General features: G+C 55.0%; 1 protein-coding gene. It reads left to right on the top strand.

What is annotated here, in order from left to right; all coding sequences use genetic code 11:
* Window positions 1-109: 109 nt before the first annotated feature.
* Window positions 110-21304 carry a hypothetical protein gene (locus tag ACJJIY_RS21950; protein WP_445358832.1) on the top strand — a complete coding sequence of 7065 codons (21195 nt, stop codon included), beginning with the start codon at window positions 110-112 and terminating at the stop codon, window positions 21302-21304.
* Window positions 21305-21682 lie beyond the last annotated feature (378 nt).

The following is a 21682-nucleotide window of genomic DNA, read 5'->3' as shown; positions in this document are numbered from 1 at the left end:
GTAAAACGTTGGATATATATTTAAAGCGTTGGTGTTTATTGGCATTTGTATGGGGCTAATACACTGCGCGCTATATAAGCAGAATAATGAAATTTTTTCGGGGAAATGCATGGTAGCCATTATAAGTGGAGATACGCTGGGTCTTTTCAATAGTACAAAGACCGGTATCGGTTCAGCGAGTTTTGGTCAAGGGCGTGAGTCTGTTTATGTGAACGCCTCAACCGGCAACCTGGTTTTGCGCCAACAAGATGAATTTGTAGCGGCAGCTGGCCTCGACTTGTCCATGTTGCGCACCTACAACAGCCAAGGGCAGATTGATGGTGATAACAACGACGGTTTTCGCTTCAATTTTTCCAACCAGCTGATCAACCTGATTGGCAGTCCCGGGCAGACGGGTAGCCAGGTTACCCGTATCGGTGGTGATGGCTCAGAAACAATTTACCAGTTTGATGCCCATCAACAGGCCTATGTTTCAAGTGACGGCGCCGGTGCCCACGACCAAATCATTTATGACAGTGGCAGCAATCAATGGGTCTGGCGTGAGGGCTCAAGTCGCAGTGAAGAAGTATACGGTCAGGTTAATGGCGAGTGGAAAATGGTGGCCCGTGTGGATGCCGAGGGCCGGCAACTGGTTTTTGGTCATAACAGCAGCGGCTTGGTCGATAGCATCACCGATGCGGCTGGGCAGAGTTTCACCATTAGCTACAGCGGCAGTAAAGTTACCGGTGTTAGTGTTAGCACCGATGGCGCTGCTCAGCAGCGGCTGTATTACAGCTACGACAGTCAGGGGCGGCTGGACTCAGTAACCGTTGACTTAACCCCACAAGATAACAGCATTGCCGATGGCAATGTATACCGTACCGAATACACCTATGACGGCAGCAGTAATCGCGTTCACACGATTGAGCAAAGCGATGGCAGCTACATGGTGTTTATGTACGTCGATGTCGACGGCCTGGGAGATTATCGGGTCAGTGAAGTGCGCAGTGGTCGCCACTCTAATTCCGGTCTTGCAGAAGAGTTGGATGGCAGCGATCGGCGTATCACCACCTATAGCTATGACCTGGAAAATAACACCACCAAAATTACTCAAGTGGTTAACCCCGAATCCGATGCCAGCAGCTGGATCGGGCCGCAAACGGAATTGGTTTTTGATGGCGCCGGACGGGTTATCGAATTAAAAGCCCCTGCAGACCAAAATGGCGTGCGCGAGAGTACCCAGTACAGTTATGACGACGAAGGTAATTTAACCTCAAAAACTGATCACAGCGGCAATACCACGGTTTACGAATATGACAGTCGCGGCAATCAAACCCTGCTGCGCGACGGGCAGGGCAATACGCTCGAGCGGGAATACGACAGTTATAACCAGCTGATTAAGGAAACGGTCTACTTGCAACCGGACCCCGATGGCGATGGCGAGGAAATGCCAGCAGACCCCCGGGTAACCCACTATGTTTACGACGACATGCAGCGCCTGCGCTATGTGGTAGGCCACGACGGCACGGTACAAGAGACCCGCTACGACGACGCAACCGCTACCGCGCGCGCTATCAGCAGTATCACCTACTTGCACCACGGCTACTTTGATCAGTTCTTGGTGGATACCTACACCCAGGCAAGCGTCAGTTACGATATCGATTTTAGTCTCAGTGCCCTGAATACCTGGGCGCAGGAAACCCAGGCGGACATACTCAGTAGCGAACTAGAGAATGCCACGCGCAGAAGCGATACCCGTTTGGACTTCCGCGGTCAGGTCTATAGCGTTACTGATTACAGTACCGTGGATGTGAATGGGGACGGCGTTCTCGATGGTACTGAATCCACCAGCTATACCGTTTATGATGCCCGTGGCCAACTGCTGCACACCGTGGACCCCCGCGGCACAGGTGCAGATTCCTCCAGTTATAAAACCAGCTATGTCTATGACGGGCTCGGTCGTTTGCTCAGTAGTACCGATGCCAAGGGTTACACCAGCACCAGTATTTACAATGACGCTCAGTCGCAGATTATCAGTACCGATGCCAATGGTTTACAGGTAACCCGCACCTACGCCACCAACGGCAGTCTGATTAGTGAGGTCTATCACGATACCCGCGACGGCCTCAGTGCTCGCGGGCAGGTCCAGTATTTCTACGATCACCTTGGGCGCATTCGGGCCACTCAGGATGCCGCCGGAGCCGTCAGCCACAGCCTTTACGATGATAAAGGGCAGATGGTGGCGGTGATCAGTGCCTCGGGCGCAATTACGGAATTCCACTACGATGCCGAGGGGCGGCAAATACAAACCACGCACTACAGCACCCCGGTGAGTGGCACCCAGCTGCAGAGCCTGCTGATTAAAGACGGCGATGCCCTGGTCGGTATTGAGGAGAGTGTCAGCCTGGAGGATTTGCGTCCGGCGGCCAATAGCAGCGCCGACCGCGCCACTTATCAATACTATGATGATGCCGACCGGGTGCGCTTCTTTGTCGATGCGGAGGGCTACCTGAGTGAAACCCTGTACACCGCCCAGGGCGAGGTGCTGAGCAGCACCCGATATAATCTTTATATTGAAGACCCCGCTGCAGAAACGACGGATTCGCTAGAGGCAAAATATGCCTCCAACGATGCCAGTCTCACAGTTGCCAGCCGCAGTGCCACTCACTGGGTGGAGCCGGTGCAGAGCTATGCCCAGGCAGATAGTCCAGGGTTTAACCAGCGCGACACCGCCAGTTATATAGGCAGTGTCGACCTGGATAGCAGTCCCAGCACGCGCACCGCCCGGAACGATTACACGTTGTACGGCACTGTTTACCAGCGAGTGGAAAATACCCAGACAGAATCGGTCAGTGGCAGCGCAATTACCACCGCCTATACCCGTGCACCGGTACAGCCCTATACCTATGCCAGCAGCGCGATTGTGGCCGAGGAATATACGGCTATCGATAATCGCACTATTTATGTGGGAAATAACCATACAAGCCGCGCGGCTGAACCCCCGACCGGGATGGCTTTTTCCAGCACTGCGGTGCGCAATGTCGACGGCGCAGTGACTCAAAGCAAAAATGTGACGGTCTATCCTCAAAGCAGTGCAGTTGACTCCACATCGAGTAGCACTGAATTAACTGCAGGGACTTTTTCCTCCGCAACGGCGGGACCCAATTCAAGCAATGGTACAAATAGTAATACCTTTGCTGGCTTTACCGTAAAAGTTACTGTAACAGGAATTAATGGTACTGGAATACCTTCGGGCTATGAGCGGACCTTTGAATATAGTTATTCGAGTAGAACATATGACGGATCTGTAGATTTAACAAAATATTATGACGACAATTTACCTGTAGGAAGCTATCAAGTTGAGGTCACTTTACAAGAGAGTCGAGTGCATCGACGTTATAGTGGTGGCGAATGGTTCTTTGAGGGAATTACGACAGGCACTCATTATACGCAGACCAAAAACTTTAATGTAGGCGCCCGTATTCAATGGGATGATCCCACTACTGGCCAAGGGGAGACCACGAAATTTTATTACCGGATTGGGAGCGGCTCCTGGGTCAGTCAGAGCATCTCTACCAGCGGCAATAGCAATACGGTTTTAATCAACGACCCCCCCAGCGGCAGTCTTGCATATAAAGTACAGTATTATTCGGGGAGCATACTTAAACAGGAAGGTACTAATACCTTTACCGCTGTAGGTGGCTCCAATCAGGTAAAATCGACCAGTTTTAATGCTAAGTCGGAATCTGTATCCAATTCTTCAGCGTTAACAGGCTATTCGACCAGGACAGACATTAAGCAAATAAAAGCAGTGTCTGTGAACAATGTAACGGGTGCTAAATATACGACCTATACCTACCCACAGGATATGTCGTCGTGGAACGGTAGGGTAAACCTACGTATTGGTAATAAACTCCCCGATGGGGTTTATACGGTGACGCTGACAATCACCAAAACCAACAATTCAAGCTATACCGACTCATTAACTTACGAACAGGGCAACCAGCACTTTTATGATCCCACCATTATAAAATGGAGTCAGGATGCTCAGCCCGACGGCACCGCAGTATTGTTTAAGTACCGCCCTCAAGGAAGCAGTGGGAGCTGGACAGATATATCTCCAGTTGGTAGTGATGGATATCATAAAGCGACTCTGGATGTGCTGGAAAATGGTTACTATGACTTTATTATTGAGTATCGCGATGAAGGGCAGGTCATTAAATCTACCGATGGCTCTTTTAGAGTTAATAAGAGTGGTACCTCCGATGATAATACTAGTTTTAGTACCTCGTTTGAATCTGATGCCGTTCGCTATATAAGCGTAGAGAATTCCTCAAGTATTACTGGTTATTTTAGTCGTGCCCAGGCCGCGATAATTTCTCGTGCTGAAGTGAGAGTCCGGGATATGGATACCGGCAGTTTGGTGGCAACAAGCACGAGCTTTCCCGCTGACTACCTGAGTTGGTTGGATGCAAATGGCAGCAGTTATAACGGTAATCTTAATTTAGCCGATGGAGATGAACTGGCCACTGGTCGCTATGAAGTAGAGGTCACCACTTATGATTTGAGTGGTGACGAAATCGACACGAATACTTTTGACTACGAGATAGGGGATCAAACTGAGTATCACCCCACCGAATTCCGCTGGCCCGCGAGTTCGCGCCCCGAGGGCACCAGTGTTATTTTTGAGTATGAACATAGCCCCGGTGACTGGCGCAGTGTCTTGGTCAATGACGAAGGGAGTGATTTTAAAGTCGTACTCGGCGATGTGGATGAGGGCAGTATCACTGAGGGGAGCTACCATTTCCGAATTCGATACGAGAAAGACGGACAAACAGTAAAGCAAACGATTGGCAACCCGACACTCACCGTAGATAAAGGGGTCGCGAAAACCAGTGATTTTGATTTCCAGTACACCACCGTCTCTCTACAGGAAGACACGGGGGTAGGGATTATTGGTTACCCGGTGGCAATCGGTTCCAGTCCGGCCTTGCAAAAAATCGTTGCCGAAGTGCGCGATCAAAATAACCAGTTGATCTCCAGTGCAGAGACCTGGCCCCAGTTGTATGACAGTTATAATGGCGAAGTAAATTTATCGGTCGGCAGTGACTTGCCCCCGGGCCAGGCTTATCGTGTCACCTTAACCCTGTATTACGACGATGACAGCACCGTCGGCAAAGAGCCCTTTACTGTCGAGATCGGTGAGCAACCGGCCCAAGACCGGGTAATACACTGGTCTGACCCCAATCTGAGTTCCCACAGTTACTCCCGTCATACCTTTAACAGTGAGGATAGTTTTAATATCAATCACTGGAGTGTCTATGACGCTAGTCCCGCAGGGGCGACTGTTACACAAGTTTATGATTCGCAGTTGCAGCGTTCGGTGGTGGAGGTATCCGGCACTGGTATAGCTAATGGATTTAAACTGGGAATAAATGAAGCCGGGGATTCCTGGAATATTACCGATGGCAGCGTAGCTCGCACTGAAGTTCAATACTCGGGTGAGGGAGGTTTTATCCTTTACTATGAATTGACCAGTAGCCTTGCCAGCAGTGGAATAGCTTATGCGACGTACAGCTCTGAAGTGACAGAGCCCAACGTTTGGGTTGCCGGCTCTGGAACGATCTATTACCAATTTCCGCTAGAGGCCCAGTACAGGGATGGGAACTGGCATACCTTTGAGCGGGATATTGTTGCGGATGTTGCCTCCCTGGATTCGAACGAGCAGATACAGAGTATTGACCACCTTCTTGTACGCGGTAGTGGCCGCATCGGCACTGTAGAAATTGACTCGGTTTTTTCCGCTCAGTCAAGTGGGCTCAATATTCCTCGCCATGTATTGAATAGCGGTGAAAACCTGGATGTTAATAGCTGGGAGATTTACGACAGCACTCCAGCCGGTGCAACCATTGATCGGGTTTACGATGAGTTCTTGCAGCGGGATGTCGTCGCTTTCTCCGGTACGGGGACAAGTAATGGGTTTAAGTTACATAAAAATGCCGCGCACGAAGCATGGAATATTAGTGACAGCGCTCAGGCCCGTATTGAAGTTAACTTGCAGGGGGATACTTACTTATATTTTTGGGTTGAGACTTCGGAGGGGGGCGCCTACTTAAAATATAACCCCTTTATCTCCAGTCCTTTTATTGAAGTTTCTGAATCGGGGACTATTTATTATAACCTCCCTCTAGACAGCCAATACCTGGATGGCAACTGGCATGCTTTCGAGCGTGACTTGCGCCAGGATCTCGCTACTTTGGCCCCGGATGTTGAGTTGTTAGAGGTCGATCGTTTCCTGGTGCGCGGCAGTGGCCGTATCGGTGCGATTACCCTCGGTGAAGCCGATGAAGTCACCTACCTGGAGTACCGCCGGGTTGGGGGGAGCGATGTTGTACGTCACTCCTATAACAACGGCGATAACCTAGATATGAAACAGTGGCGGGTTTCTGACTCTAGCCCGGCGGGAGCCACCGTGACGGAGGTGTACGACACCCAGTTACAGCGCAAGGTGGTGGAGACTTCCGGTGATAGTGCCAATAATGCCTTTTCGCTCAGTAAAAATGTCGATAGGGATTCTTGGGATATTGCCGATGGGGTCAATGCCAGCGTTGAGATGCAATATGCTAGTGAAGGTGAATATCGAATTTACTACAAGCTGGACAGCAGTAAGGCCGCCAGCGGTATCGCCTATGCCAAGTACGATTCAGAAGCCACAGAACCCTATATTCAAGTGGTTTCCGGCTATATTTATTATACCTTCCCCCTTGATGATAAATACCTGGATGGCAACTGGCACACCTTCGAGCGGGATATCCTCGCCGATATTGCCTATTTGGACCCCACTGAAGAAATACAGGCTTTCCGCGAATTTACTCTGCGTGGCAACGGCCGTATCGGCACCGTAGAAATTACGACCGATACCCCTGTCAGTGGCGAGAATCCCTGGCAGCGGGTTGCGGTGCAGCAAAACGGCGACCACTTCAGCGCTAATTTGGGGAATGACCTCAACGGCGATTACGAATATCGGGTTGTCACTTACCGGGACGGTGTTACCGACTATGCCGGTTATACCTATAACAGCGCCGACAACCTCAATCTGGACCACTGGAAAATCTATAAAGACGACTCTGATAATGCGTCTTTAGGGAAAGTCTATGACACCATTTTGCAGAGGGAAGTCATCGAGTTTTCCGGGGAGGGGATTGATGCCGGCGTTAGAATCTATAACGACAGTGACCATGATTCCTTGAATATCGGTGATGGGGTGGTCGCGCGCGCGCAGATTAATCTAACCGGCCCTATTAAACTCTATTACCACATAGAGACCTCTATTGGGTGGGCTTATGTGGAGTATGGTTCAGAGATTTCCGCTCCGGGAGTTTACCTTGCCCCTGATGGTGTCACTCGCTATTACAAGTTTCCTCTAGAAGCAAAGTATCTAGACGGTAACTGGCATACTTTCGAGCGGAACATTCTTGCCGATGTAGCCCTGCTGGATTCCGATGTTCAGGTAGAAAAAATACATGGATTCCTGGTGCGCGGCAGTGGCCGTATCGGCACCATTGAGATTGGCACCCATCGCCTGGACAGCAATCGCTACGGAGACAACGATCGCCTGCTGCGCAGTTTGTCTGGGACTTTCGCCGCCAACGACAGCGGTATTACCCCGGCCACCTGGGAAATGCCCACCTACCACCGCAGCACTGCGGAGGGCTATGCCGTTGAGGGCTACCTGAGTGCCGAGGAGGCGGCGGCGATCGCCTATATGGAAGCGGTGGTGATCGACAATGCCACCGGCACGGCCATCGGCGCCCCCGTGCAAACCTGGATCGATCCCGCCACCCTGCGCGATGGCTCCTTTGCCGGCCGCCTCAACCTGCTGATGGGCGCCACGCTGCCCGACGGCGATTACACCGTGCAGGTGACCCGTTACTACAACGATGGCACCAGCCTGGTGGATGACCCCTTCCAACAGCAGGTGGGGCGGCAGCTGCAAATGGTGGAAAACCCCCGTCTAACCCTGGCCCTGGACCCGTCCTACAGCGCCAGTGGGATGGAGCTATCCATTCGCTCACTGCCCGAGGGTGAGTGGGTCACTCTGCCGGTGGATGCAGAAAATGGCACGGTGGAGCTGGACAAGGACTTTTATGGCAGCGGTGTCTACGAATACCGCCTGTCTTACACCCTGGATGTGGATGGTGTTACTGTGAGCAAGAGCGGCGAGGGCCGCTTTACCCTCGCTCCCGGCGACAGCTATACCCAATATCTCAGCGCCACGGCCAGTGGAGTGGACCTGGCCGATGCCCGTATCAGCCGCACTTTTTACGATGAGGCGGGACGGGTCAGCGGCACACTGGACCAGGAGGGCTATCTCACTGAGTATCGCTACAATCGCGCAGGCCAGCTGGTGGCAACCACCCGCTATGCCAACCGGGTGGCCAGCTATAGCGAGAGCGCACACTGGCTGAACAGCGGTACCCTGAAGACCCTGCGCCCGGTGGTGGACGCGCAGAATGACCGCACCAGCTACTGGATTTACGACGCCCAGGGTCGCGAAGTTGCCGAGATTGATGCAGAGGGTTACCTCTCCGAGCACCAGTACGATGTCGCCGGCAACCGGGTTAAAACCATTCGTTACGCCAGCGCACTCAACGGCCTCGACAACGCACTCGATGCGGTGAACGGCGATGCTTCGCGCCTCACCCTCAAGGGCCTCAATTTTATCCAACACCGTTTTAACGAAGACAATTTGGATCTGGGTAGTTGGGATATCTACGCCCAGAACTCCGGCAGTGCCACGATAGAGAAGGTGTACGATATTCGTATGCAGCGGGAAGTGGTGGAGCTTTCCGGTTCGGGCACTAACGACGGCTTCAAACTGTATAAGAACGCGGCGCACGAGCAGTGGAATATCGAGGGTAGTGCCAGTGTGCGTCTCGAGATGAACCTCAGTGCCCCCAGCCGGATCTTCTTTTCGGTGGAGACCTCGAAGGGTTATGCCTTTATCGAGTACAGCTCGCAGGTGACCAGCCCGGGGATCTATTACTCCTCCTCGGGAACTCCCTACTACCAGTTCCCCCTGGATGCCAGCTACCTGGATGGCAACTGGCACGCCTTCGAGCGAGATTTACAGGCGGATCTGGCCTCCCTGGACCCGGATGTGGAGCTGCTCAATATCGGCGTGTTCCTGGTGCGCGGCAGCGGTCGTATCGGCACCCTGGAAGTTACCACCGAGACCACTGGGCGCCTGGTCAGCAGTGATGACGACCAGGTGAGCGAGTGGCGCTACGACAGCCGCAACCAGGTGACCCACAGCACCGACGTCTACGGCAATACCAGTCACTTCACCTATACCGCCGACGGCCAGCTGCAGAGCAGCCGCAGTGGTCTCGCGATAACTTCCGGCTCGATCCTGGATAATTACCTGGACAACTACCAGGGCGATGCGACCTTTAGCGCCAATGACAGCGCCGCTCGCGACGCCCACTGGGAGTACGATGTACACGGACGGGTGACCGGTGAGTGGGATCACCTGGGGCGGCAGGTCAAAGGGTACAGCTACGATGCCGCCGGGCGGCGCTTGTCCAGTACCGATGCCAACGGTTACACCACCTATTATGCCTACACCGAAGACGGGCAACTGAAATATACCATTGCGCCGGTGTTCAAACCGGGCTCGGAGACCCTGGAGTGGCAGGTCAGCCAGCTGGCTTACAGTGTGTTTGGCGAGCTGACCCGCAGCCGTCAGTACGCCAATCGCCTCAGCGACAGCCTGCTGCACAGCTTGAACCTGAATGGCAATGCAGCGCAGTTGGACAGCTTGGTCGAGGGGCTCGCCAGTGATGGGGACACCGTCACCAGCAGCGAGTACAACCAGCGCGGCCTGCTGATGAGCAGCACAGACGGCGAGGGTTTTACCAGCACCTCTACCTACAACGCCTTCGGCGAGCGCACCCACCTCAGCCAGGCCATCGACCGGGCCAACAGCCGCTTTGCGCAGACGGACTTCAGTTATAGCCGCCGCGGTGAAGTGCTGACCAGTAGTACGCACCTGAGTTACGGCGCCTATACGGCGGTGACCACGAGCAGTGAGTACAACGCCTTCGGCCAGGTACAGGCGACTGCGGATGCGCGGGGCAACCAGCGCGCGTATTTCTATGATCGCCTGGGGCAGGTGGTCGAGGAGCGCGATGCGCTGGGGCAGAGCACCCAGCTGAGCTATGACGCCTACGGCCGCGTCCTGACCCGCACCGACGCGCTCAATCGCACCACTATTTATAGCTATGACGATGTGCGCCGTTCACAGAAAATGACCACTCCACAGGGGGTGCACACCGAAACGCTGTTTACCATTCACGGTGAAACCCTCGAGGTCTCCCTTTACGCCAATGGCAGCTGGCACCGCCAGGCGCGCTATGAGTACGACACCCAGGGCAACTTGGTCAGTACCGAGAATGGGCTGGGTGAGGCGCGTCGCAGTGAATACGACGCTGCAGGTCAGCTCACCGCCACTTTGGATGAGCGCGGCGTGCGCACCGAGATACGTTACGACCCCCAGGGGCGGGTATTGACCCGCACCGAGGATGTGGGTGGACTCAACCTCACCACGACCCAACGCTACGGCCACCGCTTTGAAGAGACGGTGGATGCCAATGGCAGCATGACTCGCACGGAATTCGATCACAACGGCCGCGTGGTGCGGGTGATCGTGGATGCCAGCAGCGATAACTCGGGCCTCAACCTGCTCACTGAGTTTGACTACGACGGCCAGGGCAACCTGTTGCAGATGCGCGAGGGTTATCTCAGCGGCGGCGTGGCGGGCACCGCCAGTTACACCCGCACCCGAGTGTACAGTTACGACGAACTGGGACGAGTGCAAAGTGAAACGGTCGACCCGGATGGGCTGGCCATCGCAACTCACTACCAGTACGACCGGGATGGCAATCGCACCGCCGTGACCAATGCCCTCGGCCATACCAGCTATACGGTATACGACGCCGAAGGCCGCGCGGTATACACCCTCTCCGCCAGTGGCAACCCGGACAACCCGCAGTACACCCTGGTGCAGAGCCAGTACAACGCGGCCGGCGAATTGGTTGGCAAGGTGCAGTACGGCGCGTTCCTAGACAGCGCAGACCTGCCGGCGAACATCGCCAGTGGCGCCGCCCCCGAGGCGATTGCCGCACTGCTCGACAGTGGCGTGGCCCAGCGCAGCACCCGCTATATCTACAATGGCGACGGCCAGCTCACCTACACCATTGACTCACTGGGTCAGGTGAGCGAGACCCGCTACGATGTTGCCGGGCGCGTCAGTGCGGAGATCCGCTATGCGCACAAAATCAATCCGTCTACCGAGAGTGTCGACGACCTGGTGCGCGATACCAGCCTGGATCGGGAGACCCGCTACCAATACGACGCCGCCGGTCGCCAGACCCACCGCTTGCAGGTCTTTGAGCGGGATGGGGCCCAGTACGCTTATGTGACCGAGACCCTGTACACCGCCCGTGGCGAAGTGGCCGGAGAGATCACCTACGCCCGGGCCATTGCCCTGGCCAGTGAGACCACCGCAGACCTGGACCCCAATGCCGCGAACAATCGCCGCAGCCTCTTTATTTACGATGCCAGCGGGCGCCGCACCCACAGTGTCGACAGCCTCGGTTATGTGACCGAGACTCGCTATAGCGACAGCGATAACCGCGAGACGGTTATCCGCTATGCCAACCGAATTAGCGTACCCGCTGTCGCCGATTGGGGTAGCTTGCGCGCTGGAGACCTGTCTATTGGTAGCAGCAGCGCCACCGACCAAGTGTTCGTTACCCAGTACGACAGCGCTGGACGCAAAACCAGCATCACTGAGCAAGTTTGGAATGGCAGCGGACTCAGCAGCTTTACCGAGTACTACGGCTACGACGCTCTGGGCAACCGCACTGAGATCACCGATCAGCTCGGCTACAAGTCCTACCTCAGCTACGATGCCGCCGGTCGACTGACCCATCAACTGGTACCGCGCAATGGCTCACAGGGCTATCTGTCCACCTGGAACTACGACGCCCTGGGCCAGGTGCTGACCGAGACCCATTACAGCCAGGCGATCCCGCTGAATAGCGAACCCAGTAGTATCGATACCGGTGCCCTGGCACACGCCCAGGATCGCTCGACCCGCTACACCTATTCGGCCCGTGGTGAAGTGGTCCTCACCATTGACAGCGCCGATGTGATTACTGAACAGCGCTACACCGCCTTCGGTGAAACCTGGCTCACGATCGAGGCCAAGGGACTGCCCGAGCAGCGGGTGACCTACCGCGGCTTCGACGCCCTGGGGCGGCTGGTAGAGGAGACTGCGGGTCTGCCGGACGCCGAGAGTGACACCATTGCCAATCGCGCCACCCTCGGTGAAGCTGATCTCGGTCGGCACGAGCGCATCGCCACGACCTACTTCAGCTACAACCACTTCGATGAGTTGGCGACCCTGGTCAGCCCGAGAGGCGAGATCTATGTCAGCGCCCAGGAGCACGACCAACTGGGGCGCAAAGTGGCTGAGGTGGATGCCCGCGGTGGCAGTACCCACTCGGTACTCGATGCCTTTGGCAATATCGTCGCCACCACCGACCCCAACGGCAATGTCGGCATTTTTATCTACGATGCCAACAATCGTCTCACCCACCAGGTATTGCCCAATGGCGGCGTAACGACCTATGAATACGACGCCTTTGGCCAAGCCACGGCGGTGCGCAGCTACGCCGAGAAGCTTGCTGGCGATGTGGATATTGCCGCACTGGATGCCGCCGCACTCGACGCACTGCTCAGTGGCAAACAGGATGTGGTGCGCGACCGCTATATCACCAACAGTTATGACAACCGGGGTCAGCTACTTTCGACGACGCAATACGGTTACGACTTGATTGCGTCCCAGGCAATCGCCAGTGAGACCCGCTATGAATACGACGCCGCCGGCAACCGCACTGCGGCCATCGACGCCCTCGGCGCCCGCACCGACTACCAGTTTGATGCCCAGGGGCGCATTACCCAGGAAACTGGACCGCAGTTTGCCGCAGCGCTGAGCGCCCACAGCACCGCGACAAGAGAAGTGCGCGCCATTACCGAATATGTCTACAACGCCTTTGACCGGGTGGAGATGACTCAGGGGCGCTACTGGGATGTGAGTGCCGCCAGTGAGAAAACCGATTCCCAGGGTCTGCGCACCACCGAGATGGCTTACGACCACCGCAGCCGGATGATCACCTCTATCGGACCGGAGTTTGCCGCTGCCAGCAACAGTGCATTGAGCACCCCGGACTTTGATGGCGCGATCGGCCAGGTCACCCTGCGCCAGGTTACCGAAGTGCGCTACGACGCCCTGGGCCGCCAGGTCTACGAAGGCCAGCGCGGCCTGAGTGGAGCCGCACTCAACAGCGACGGCAGTGTCTCCGGCACCCAGCACGGCCAGATCCAAGCTGTCGCCTCGGTTTACAACCGCCTGGATCAGCAGGTACTGGTTTTGGATGCCGATGGCGGCCTCACGTTTAACGTGTATACCGCCGCCGGGAACCTCACCACGGAGGTCCGCTACGACCAGCGCCTGCACATCGACGGCAGCACCTGGGACGGCAGTGCAGCCGCACTGGATCTCGACAGTGCCTCCGGGCACTGGCGCCACGATGCCCTGGCGCTACAGGATCACGAACTTACCACCGGGCGCAGCACGCACTTCTACTACAACGCCAACAACCTGTTGGTGAGAACGGAAAGCGACGAGGGCATCTTCTTTGACCTCAACAACCTGGTCGACCCGGATTCCACCAGCGGTGACCAGGGCGAGCTGCAAGAGGGCTTCAGCCACGGCAGCACCCAGGGGTATCAGGTAAGTTACGATGCCAATGGCAACAGCATTATCCAGATCGACGGCAAAGACCAACCCAGCTTTGCCCTCTTTGATGCCGCCGGCAACCAAGTGCTGATGGTAGACCGCCTCGGCTATGTCACTGAATCTGTTTACGATGGTCTCGGCCAAGTAATCGCGCAAACCCGCTATGCCATGGCCCTCAACTTTGATGGCCTCGGGGCCCCCGCCGACAATGAGGCGCGCCACGCCTGGCTGGAGTCTCTTTACAATGACAATCGCGATGGTTTGATTGCCAACCTCACTTCTGAGGAATATGACGAAGAGCTGCGCACCACCGAGTATGTCTACAGCGGCCGCGGCTTGCTATTGGAGGAGCGCCTCAAAGGCGAATCCTTCTCCCGTATCAGCAACTCGGGCACCGCCCTGAGTCGCAGCCAGGTAAGCAGCGATTTGGTGACCCGCTACGGCTATAACGAAACCGGCCTGCAAGACACTGCGGTGCGTTACGACGGGGATGAAAATGCCAGCGACAGCCGCACGGAGAGTGTGTCTTACAACGCCCTCGGCCAGCAGGCACAAACTCAGGGCGCGGAGTACACCGACTACAGCGGCGACCGCGTGCGCGCCACGGTGAGTTATCACTATGACCTGTATGGCAACCGCACCGCAGAGACAGTGCACAACGACGGCGACCAGGTGACCAGCCACCGCTACAACGCCCTGGGCGTGCGCACCGAGACTCGCGATGCGCGGGAGAATCGCGGCGATGCCAACTACCAAGGCACCACGGAGTTTGTCTTCGATGCCTTCGGCCATGCGGTCTACCAGACCAGCTACCAAACCGATATCGACAACCAACAGACCCAGGTGGTGACCTGGGTGCAATACGACGCCCAGGGCCGCGAGACCGCTCGAGTGAGCAGTGCCGACCAGGCCGTAGGTGGCGGTCTAGTGCAGCACGATATCGCCTACAACACCCACGGGCAGATTGTTGGCAAGGGTATCAACACCTCCAACCGCATAGGCTTCGCAGAGCACCAGTACCAGGAGTACTTTGTCTACGACGAGCTGGGTCGCCTGTTTAAAACCAACAGCGGCAATGGCACCCCGCGCATCTACTTGTATGACCAAAACGGCAACACCACGCTGGAAATCTCCGCCATCAATAACGATGGTCTGGAAGATGTCACCACCGTGCAGCAGGCGCTGAACGAGACCACCCAGAGTGAGACCCAGTGGAAATACAGCCTTTACGACCAGGAAGATCAGCTGATCACCGTAGTGGAGGCACCGCTGGATACCCCGGATGACAACCCGAACCTGGATGTGGGGTGGAATGTCGACAACGACGGCAGCGAAACCCAAAACGAGGTTAGCTATGGCGAGAGCAGTGGCAGTGTACCGACCGTAGGTGTCCGCAATCGGGAGACCACCCACTCCAGTAGTAGCTCCGTGTGGGTGGACCTGGGCAGCGGGGACATGCCGGCAAGCACCACTGTGGCTGCCAGTCATGTACTCACTTTACCTGCGGCGCGCAGTAAAACAACCGAGCGCAGCAGTATTTACTTTGTCGACGATGAGGGGCGCGGTTATACCAGCAACCCCGGCGATGCCGAGGCGGTGGACAGTGCCAACTCCTGGTTGGACAACAGTGATGAGCTTCTTTACCTGGATGAAAATGATGACAGGCTTCGTTTTGAGGAGCTGGGCCTTACTGCCGAGCAGCGGCAGGGACTTGATGAGTTACTCGGTAACGATGAGTGGCTTTTAGAGGGCAGTAGTACGCAGTCCCGCCGCGGTTATATCGAGCGGGATACTCTGGAGTACGTTACCAGCCGCCAGGTGACCCTGGATAGCGGCCGTACAATCACCGTGGAAACGGACCATATAGCGGTTATTGAACAGTTGCATGTTTTTGTACCCCTGTTCCACAACGGCGTTGAGTACGGCTGGCGCGAAGTGGTAGTGACCACCCAGAGTTATAACTACGACGTCACCAGTAATTTCCTGCAGGCCGGCGATGATGAGGCCGCTGATATCCTGGATGACGCTCAGAATAACCCCCTGGCGCTGATGCCCAGCCTGGATTGGACCCTGGCAGATAACACCCTCAGTCTCACCAGCGCGGATGTAGCCGATGTTTTTGGCAGCACCGCCAAGGTGCAGGTGCTGGCAAAGAATGCCGAGGGCGCAGTGGTAATGGATAACACCCAGTACGACTGGAGCGACGGCATGGAAATTGCCCTCGCGCCCGGGGTGCACTCGCTGTCGCTGACTTTCCTGTCCCCAGATGGCCTGGTGCTGCATGCCGTTGACCTCTACAGCAGCGGCGCGGCGACACAGGAAGGGAGCTTTGGCCTGCCGGGCGAAGGAGTGGGCCTGGAGCATTTACCGGAGGTGAATACTTTCTGGCTTTCAGCAGGTTATAAGGCGTCCAAGCAGGGCAGTGGCCAGAGTATCGATTTAAGTTATTCCGATTCGCTTAAAACCAAAGAGACCCGCTATACGGCCGTGGGCGGCCAGGACACGATAGACCATCCGGGCGAGGTGGATTCCAAGGCGATGACCGTTGAATACGGTGTTGCGGTAGTAGGAATCAAGGGTAGAGAGCCTGTGGGGGATCCCGATGATTATGGACAACTCTATAAATTTACCTACCAAGAACAGGTAACTGTCACGATCTCCAATTACCCGATGGTTGAGGGAGCAACGATTACTGTCGACGGGGTAACCAGTGAAATTACCGGCAATGGCACTTATACCTTCTATGGCGATGTTAAAACTGCCGTTGGATATGAACAGCCTAGTGGTGATATTGAGGTGTCGATCAATACCTTTGGCCGGGAGTGGGGCAGCGTCAGTATTCCTTCTGCGCAAGAGGGGCCGACTCTAACTTCCGATGAATATATAAGGATTTTCGGCCTCTCAGATACGGCTAAAACCGTTGAATTTACTGTTGGGGATACCACTTTGACGGCCGGTGTTGTGAATGGCATGGCCAATATCGATACTTCAGGGCTAGCCGATAGTAGTGACCTTGAATTTATCATGACGGTTAGGGATGGCAGTAATCAAATAATCAATCAAGCCAAGGGGACTTTTGACAACAGTAAACCAGGCACGGTCTCCGACCTGACAAATCGTGTTATTAAAGAGGTAGATTCCAACACCTACTCCCGCAGTGCCAGTTCCGATGGTGACGCGAACAGCTCGGTGTTCTACTCCCAGGTGGGCATGTATAACCGCCAGGCAGTCCGCAATATTGCCTTGCAACTGACTGGTGCCGCCAATGACGAGACACTGATTGCCCACCACGCTAGTTATAACGCCTTTGGCGAAACCGTGGCCTCTATCGACAACAACGGCAATGCCACCCTGTACCAGTACGACAAGCGCGGCAATGTGGTGCAGGAGTTGAAACCAGAGGCGGATGTCTACACGGAGCAGATGACCCATTTCCGCGCCCACACCGCCACTGTGTACGGCGTTAACGCTTACGGCGAGACGGTGATGGAAAAAGTGGCTGCGCAAGCCGCCGCAGGCGCCAGCAGCGCCACCCGCACCGCTGTCGACAACTACAACATCAAGCACGAGCAGGTGAGCTTGCAGGACTATGCTGCGGGCTTGTTGGTTGCCAGCCAGGACGCGGTGGGAGACTACGATACCCAGGCCTTCGACCAGGCCGGCAACCTCAAGGGGACCAGCCAACTGGCCTACCGGGCCGGCGAGCGCGGTAGCGGTACCGGTGCGCTCTACTATCAGGTGGCCTACCACTACGACGCCAATAACCAGCTGGTGCGGATGAATCGCTTCCAGGACAGCAGCCGGGCGATCGACTACAACTACGGCGCCTCCGCCTACTACGATGAGTGGGACTACGACGAGTTTGGCAATCGCATCCGCCATCGCAACGCCCTCTACGGCGACACCCGCTATGTGCTCAATTCCAGCTTTGACAATACGGGCGATGCCAGTGCCAGCGGCACAGTTGGACAGGAGACCTATCGCTACGACGGTCTCGGCCGGGTATTGGAGTACACAAGTTACAGCGGCCAGGTGACCGATTACGCCTACGCCTGGAGTGACTATGTTACGCGCAGTGTGCTCGCCGCCAGCGGCGAGCAGGCCCAGGATGACGCCATCCAGGTGCGCCTGGGGGGCTATATCACCTCGGTGGCCAGAGCCGGTATGGGCGGTACCGTCGCGGTCAATTGGAGCCAGAGCTCCCGCGAAGACGTGATTACTGATGTCAGCGACTACTTTGGCAAAGCGGTCTGGCACGACGACTTAGGTGGCCACCGCATCGAATACTCCTATAACTATGCCGGCTGGCTGTCGCGTCAGACAGGCAATACCGGTATGAGCGGCGACGCCCTGTGGGAGGACCGGAACAGCCAGGATATTCGCTACACCTATTACCACAACGGCAACCTGTTCCGCACCTTCGACTACGGCAACAACGGCCTGGTCGATGGGGACCAGGCCGCAGTCGGGGATACGGTGGCGCCGGCGGTGACCGAGTATCGCTATGACAAGGCGGGCAACCGCACCGGTGAGCTCTATTACCGCTCTAACGACTTGTATAACAACAATAACCGCATGGTGTATCAGCACAGCAACGCTGAATACGATGAGCAGGGCCGTATTGTCAGCATTGAGGGCTATGACGAATACGGAAATGCCTACCAGATCGACTACACCTTCGATGCCTTTAGTAATCGCCGCAGTGTCAGCAGTGTTTACAACGGCCGCTATGTGGATAACTTAGACGGCACTATCGAAGGGGAAACCCAATCGTTCTATTACACCTACGACAAGAACAACCGCTTTACCCTGACCCTGGGCGAATTCCAGGACGGCCAGATAGTGATGGGAGAGAGTGGAACCGCGATCAGTTACAACGGCCTGGATCAGCGTTATCAAGCTGTGCGCGCCAGTGATGGCAGCATTCGCGAGCAGTACGCCTACGATGCCAATGGCCGTGTCACCACCGTACATATCGACCAGGGCAGCGGCTTTGTCTTGCGCGCCCAACGAGTCAATAACCATGCAGGGCAGGTGACCGCCTCTTACGAGTACGACTCAGATGGCACCCTGTTTAGTGTGACCGAGAATCATCACAATGCCGATGGCACCCTACTGGGTTACCAGACGACCCGCTATGACGACAGCGGTCGGGCGACCGATGAGGTTACGCGGATGCGCAACACCTTCCTCGGTGATGGCGCAACAGTGGATACCTCGATTACCAGGGCATATCCCGAAGATGGTGCGGCGCCCACGGTCACCACCTTGCACAACAGTTACGAGAAGTGGGACACCTACAAAACTAAGTCGGTAGTGATCAACGCCGATAACGCTGATCTCACCCCGGAGCAGCGCGCCCAGTGGGAGAGCGGTGAGGCCTACTACACCTATGACAGCAACGGCCATATACGCCGGGTCTACGATGTGGAAGGTGAGCGCGCCATGGCCTATGTCACCGATAAAGAGGGGCGCACCTTGGTGCGCGAGGAGATTCGCGATAGCGGAGAGAATCCCTTCGGCCGCGAGATGCGCCACTTCTACTATTTTAACGGCCATGCCGTGGGGGATGTGGGTAATGACCGGGTACCGAGCCGCTACGACTATGTGAAAGCGCTGGCGGAAACTGACGGTAGCGGCAACCGCCACCTAAACGACAACGGCGACCATGTACAGGCGGTGCAATCGGCAGACTTTGACCAGAACTTCCAGCCGATCAACCCCAGCTACCCGGCCGCCAGCTATACCAGTTACGAGGCCCAGGGCGGTGAAAGCCTGCAAACTATTGCGGCCACGATCTGGGGAGACTCCAGCCTGTGGTACCTGCTGGCGGATGCCAACGGTCTGCGTGGGGATGAAGTATTGACCCGGGGACAGCGCCTGGAACTGCCCAACGTAGTCACCAATATCCATAACAATGCCGACACCTTCCGTCCTGTAGACGGCAGCCTACAGCTGGGCGATATCAGCCCAACCCTGCCAGATGTACCGCCACCACCACCGGTTGATTCCGATGGTTGTGGTTTGGCCCAGGTAGTTGTGCTGGCAGTTGCTGTGGTGGCCTCGATGTATCTGGGGCCTTGGGTGTATGGTGCGGTATCGGGCGCACTTACAGCAGGTATAGGTGCTGGCGCTGCCGGAGCGATGGGTGCCTTTGCCGCCGGAGCTGCAGTCGCCACTACCAACCAATTGGCCAACATGGCTGTTGGTTTACAGAGTGGCTTCGATTGGAGTGGGGTTGCCAAAGCCGGTATTACCAGTATGGCTACATATGGAGCGATGGAAGGGCTGGAAACATTAGCAAAAAACAGCCAAACAGTTGGAAAAATGGCAGCATATCTAAACAATAATCCTGCAGGAGAAGCATTAACAATCAACACCATTGAGCAAGGCATAAACATCACTTTTGGAGACCAAAATACATTTGACTGGGGATTACTGGCCAAGAACTACCTAACTGCCGGATTTACACAGCGATATGCATATCACGAGACATATGAGCAGCGTACATACTCACTTCCAAAATCGAGTAGTGACGGCAATACCGGTAAGCGCTTATTTAATCTCAAGCAAATTTTTAATAAGACATATGATGCAACTATCAATGAAGCAATCGAGAGCGTGATCTGGGAGAGGGATTTTGAGTTTGCCAATGTTGCCACTAAGGCCCTAATGGCGCATGTTCAGACGGCATTCACCACTGAAGGAGAACCTAGTAGAGAGGTAGAAAAACTGCAGCTAACGGAAGAGCATATGATAGCTGTGGAATTGGCTGCAGGCTCCTATGAAGATAATGATAAACCATTTACTGGTGCGCGAGGAGCAGAGGTATGGGGCGAAAAAGAACAAAAAGAATTCCTTGCTAAGTTTAGTGAAGAAGAGCTGGATGGGATTGTTGCAGGAAAGGGTGGACCCAATACCCTTGGTCCCACTTTAACCAGTGAAAAAACGCCTCAGCTGGCAGTAGATGTCTATTACCACAAAGAACGAAATCAACACTATGTTTTCATGCAAGGGTCAAATGACTGGGTAGACTGGCTTATTGATAACCCATTGCAAGCTTTCGGGTTTAAGAGCCCGCAGTACGAAACGGCAATGAATTTAGTAAGTCTGCTGGATAAGGGCATTGATGGCGAAATTATTTATATTGGACATTCCTTGGGGGGCGGTCTAATGACATCGGGATTAATAGCTAATCAAAGTAAAAATAAAGGAATTATGTTTAACGCTGCTGGGGTACACCCGAATACAGTTGATCGACGCACTCCTCGCGAAGGGCAGATCACCCACTTCACAAGCTCTTCGGATGTTTTACAACCGGCTAATAAATTCCTTCTACCAGTGGATGTACTTGGGGATCAAGTTTCAATCGGCAAAGGTGGTTTTCACTCCGCAGAAGATATGATGATAAAAATGAAAACTTTGTGGGCCGAACAATTGCAAAAAGGTATGAAATAATATTGAAAAACTATAATAGAAGTAGCTCGATAAGAGGTCAGTGTAACAGTGACGACATAGTTGAAAGTAAAAACCCTATAAAATAACAGATAGAAAGTCAGTAAAGTAAATGGCCGATCCAAATTTGGTAGGCGAGATCGGATAGGGGGCTCGCTTACCAAATGGGCAGTACTAATGACTATAAAGAAGGAGGTTGAATCGTTCTGTTAGTTGACGGAGGGTTGCTATAGAGTGCGTGCTGAGCAAGATAAATATATGGCTGGTGTGTAAGAAGCGTAGTTTGGTGCGCGGTATTTAGCTATTAAATAAGAGCCCTTGAATAGAGGGTGGATTGTTTTGTGTGTTAGGCTGGGGTTGAAAACCTCTGCCGAAGGTATG

The organism is Microbulbifer maximicatervae (SeqCode), from assembly GCF_052468155.1.
The sequence above is the reverse complement of the archived record's forward strand: the minus strand, read 5'-3'. Positions and strand labels throughout refer to the sequence as shown.

Excerpts from the sequence above, each read along its gene's own strand:
- ACJJIY_RS21950 (WP_445358832.1), top strand. The coding sequence starts at position 110 with ATGGTAGCCATTATAAGTGGAGATACGCTGGGTCTTTTCAATAGTACA.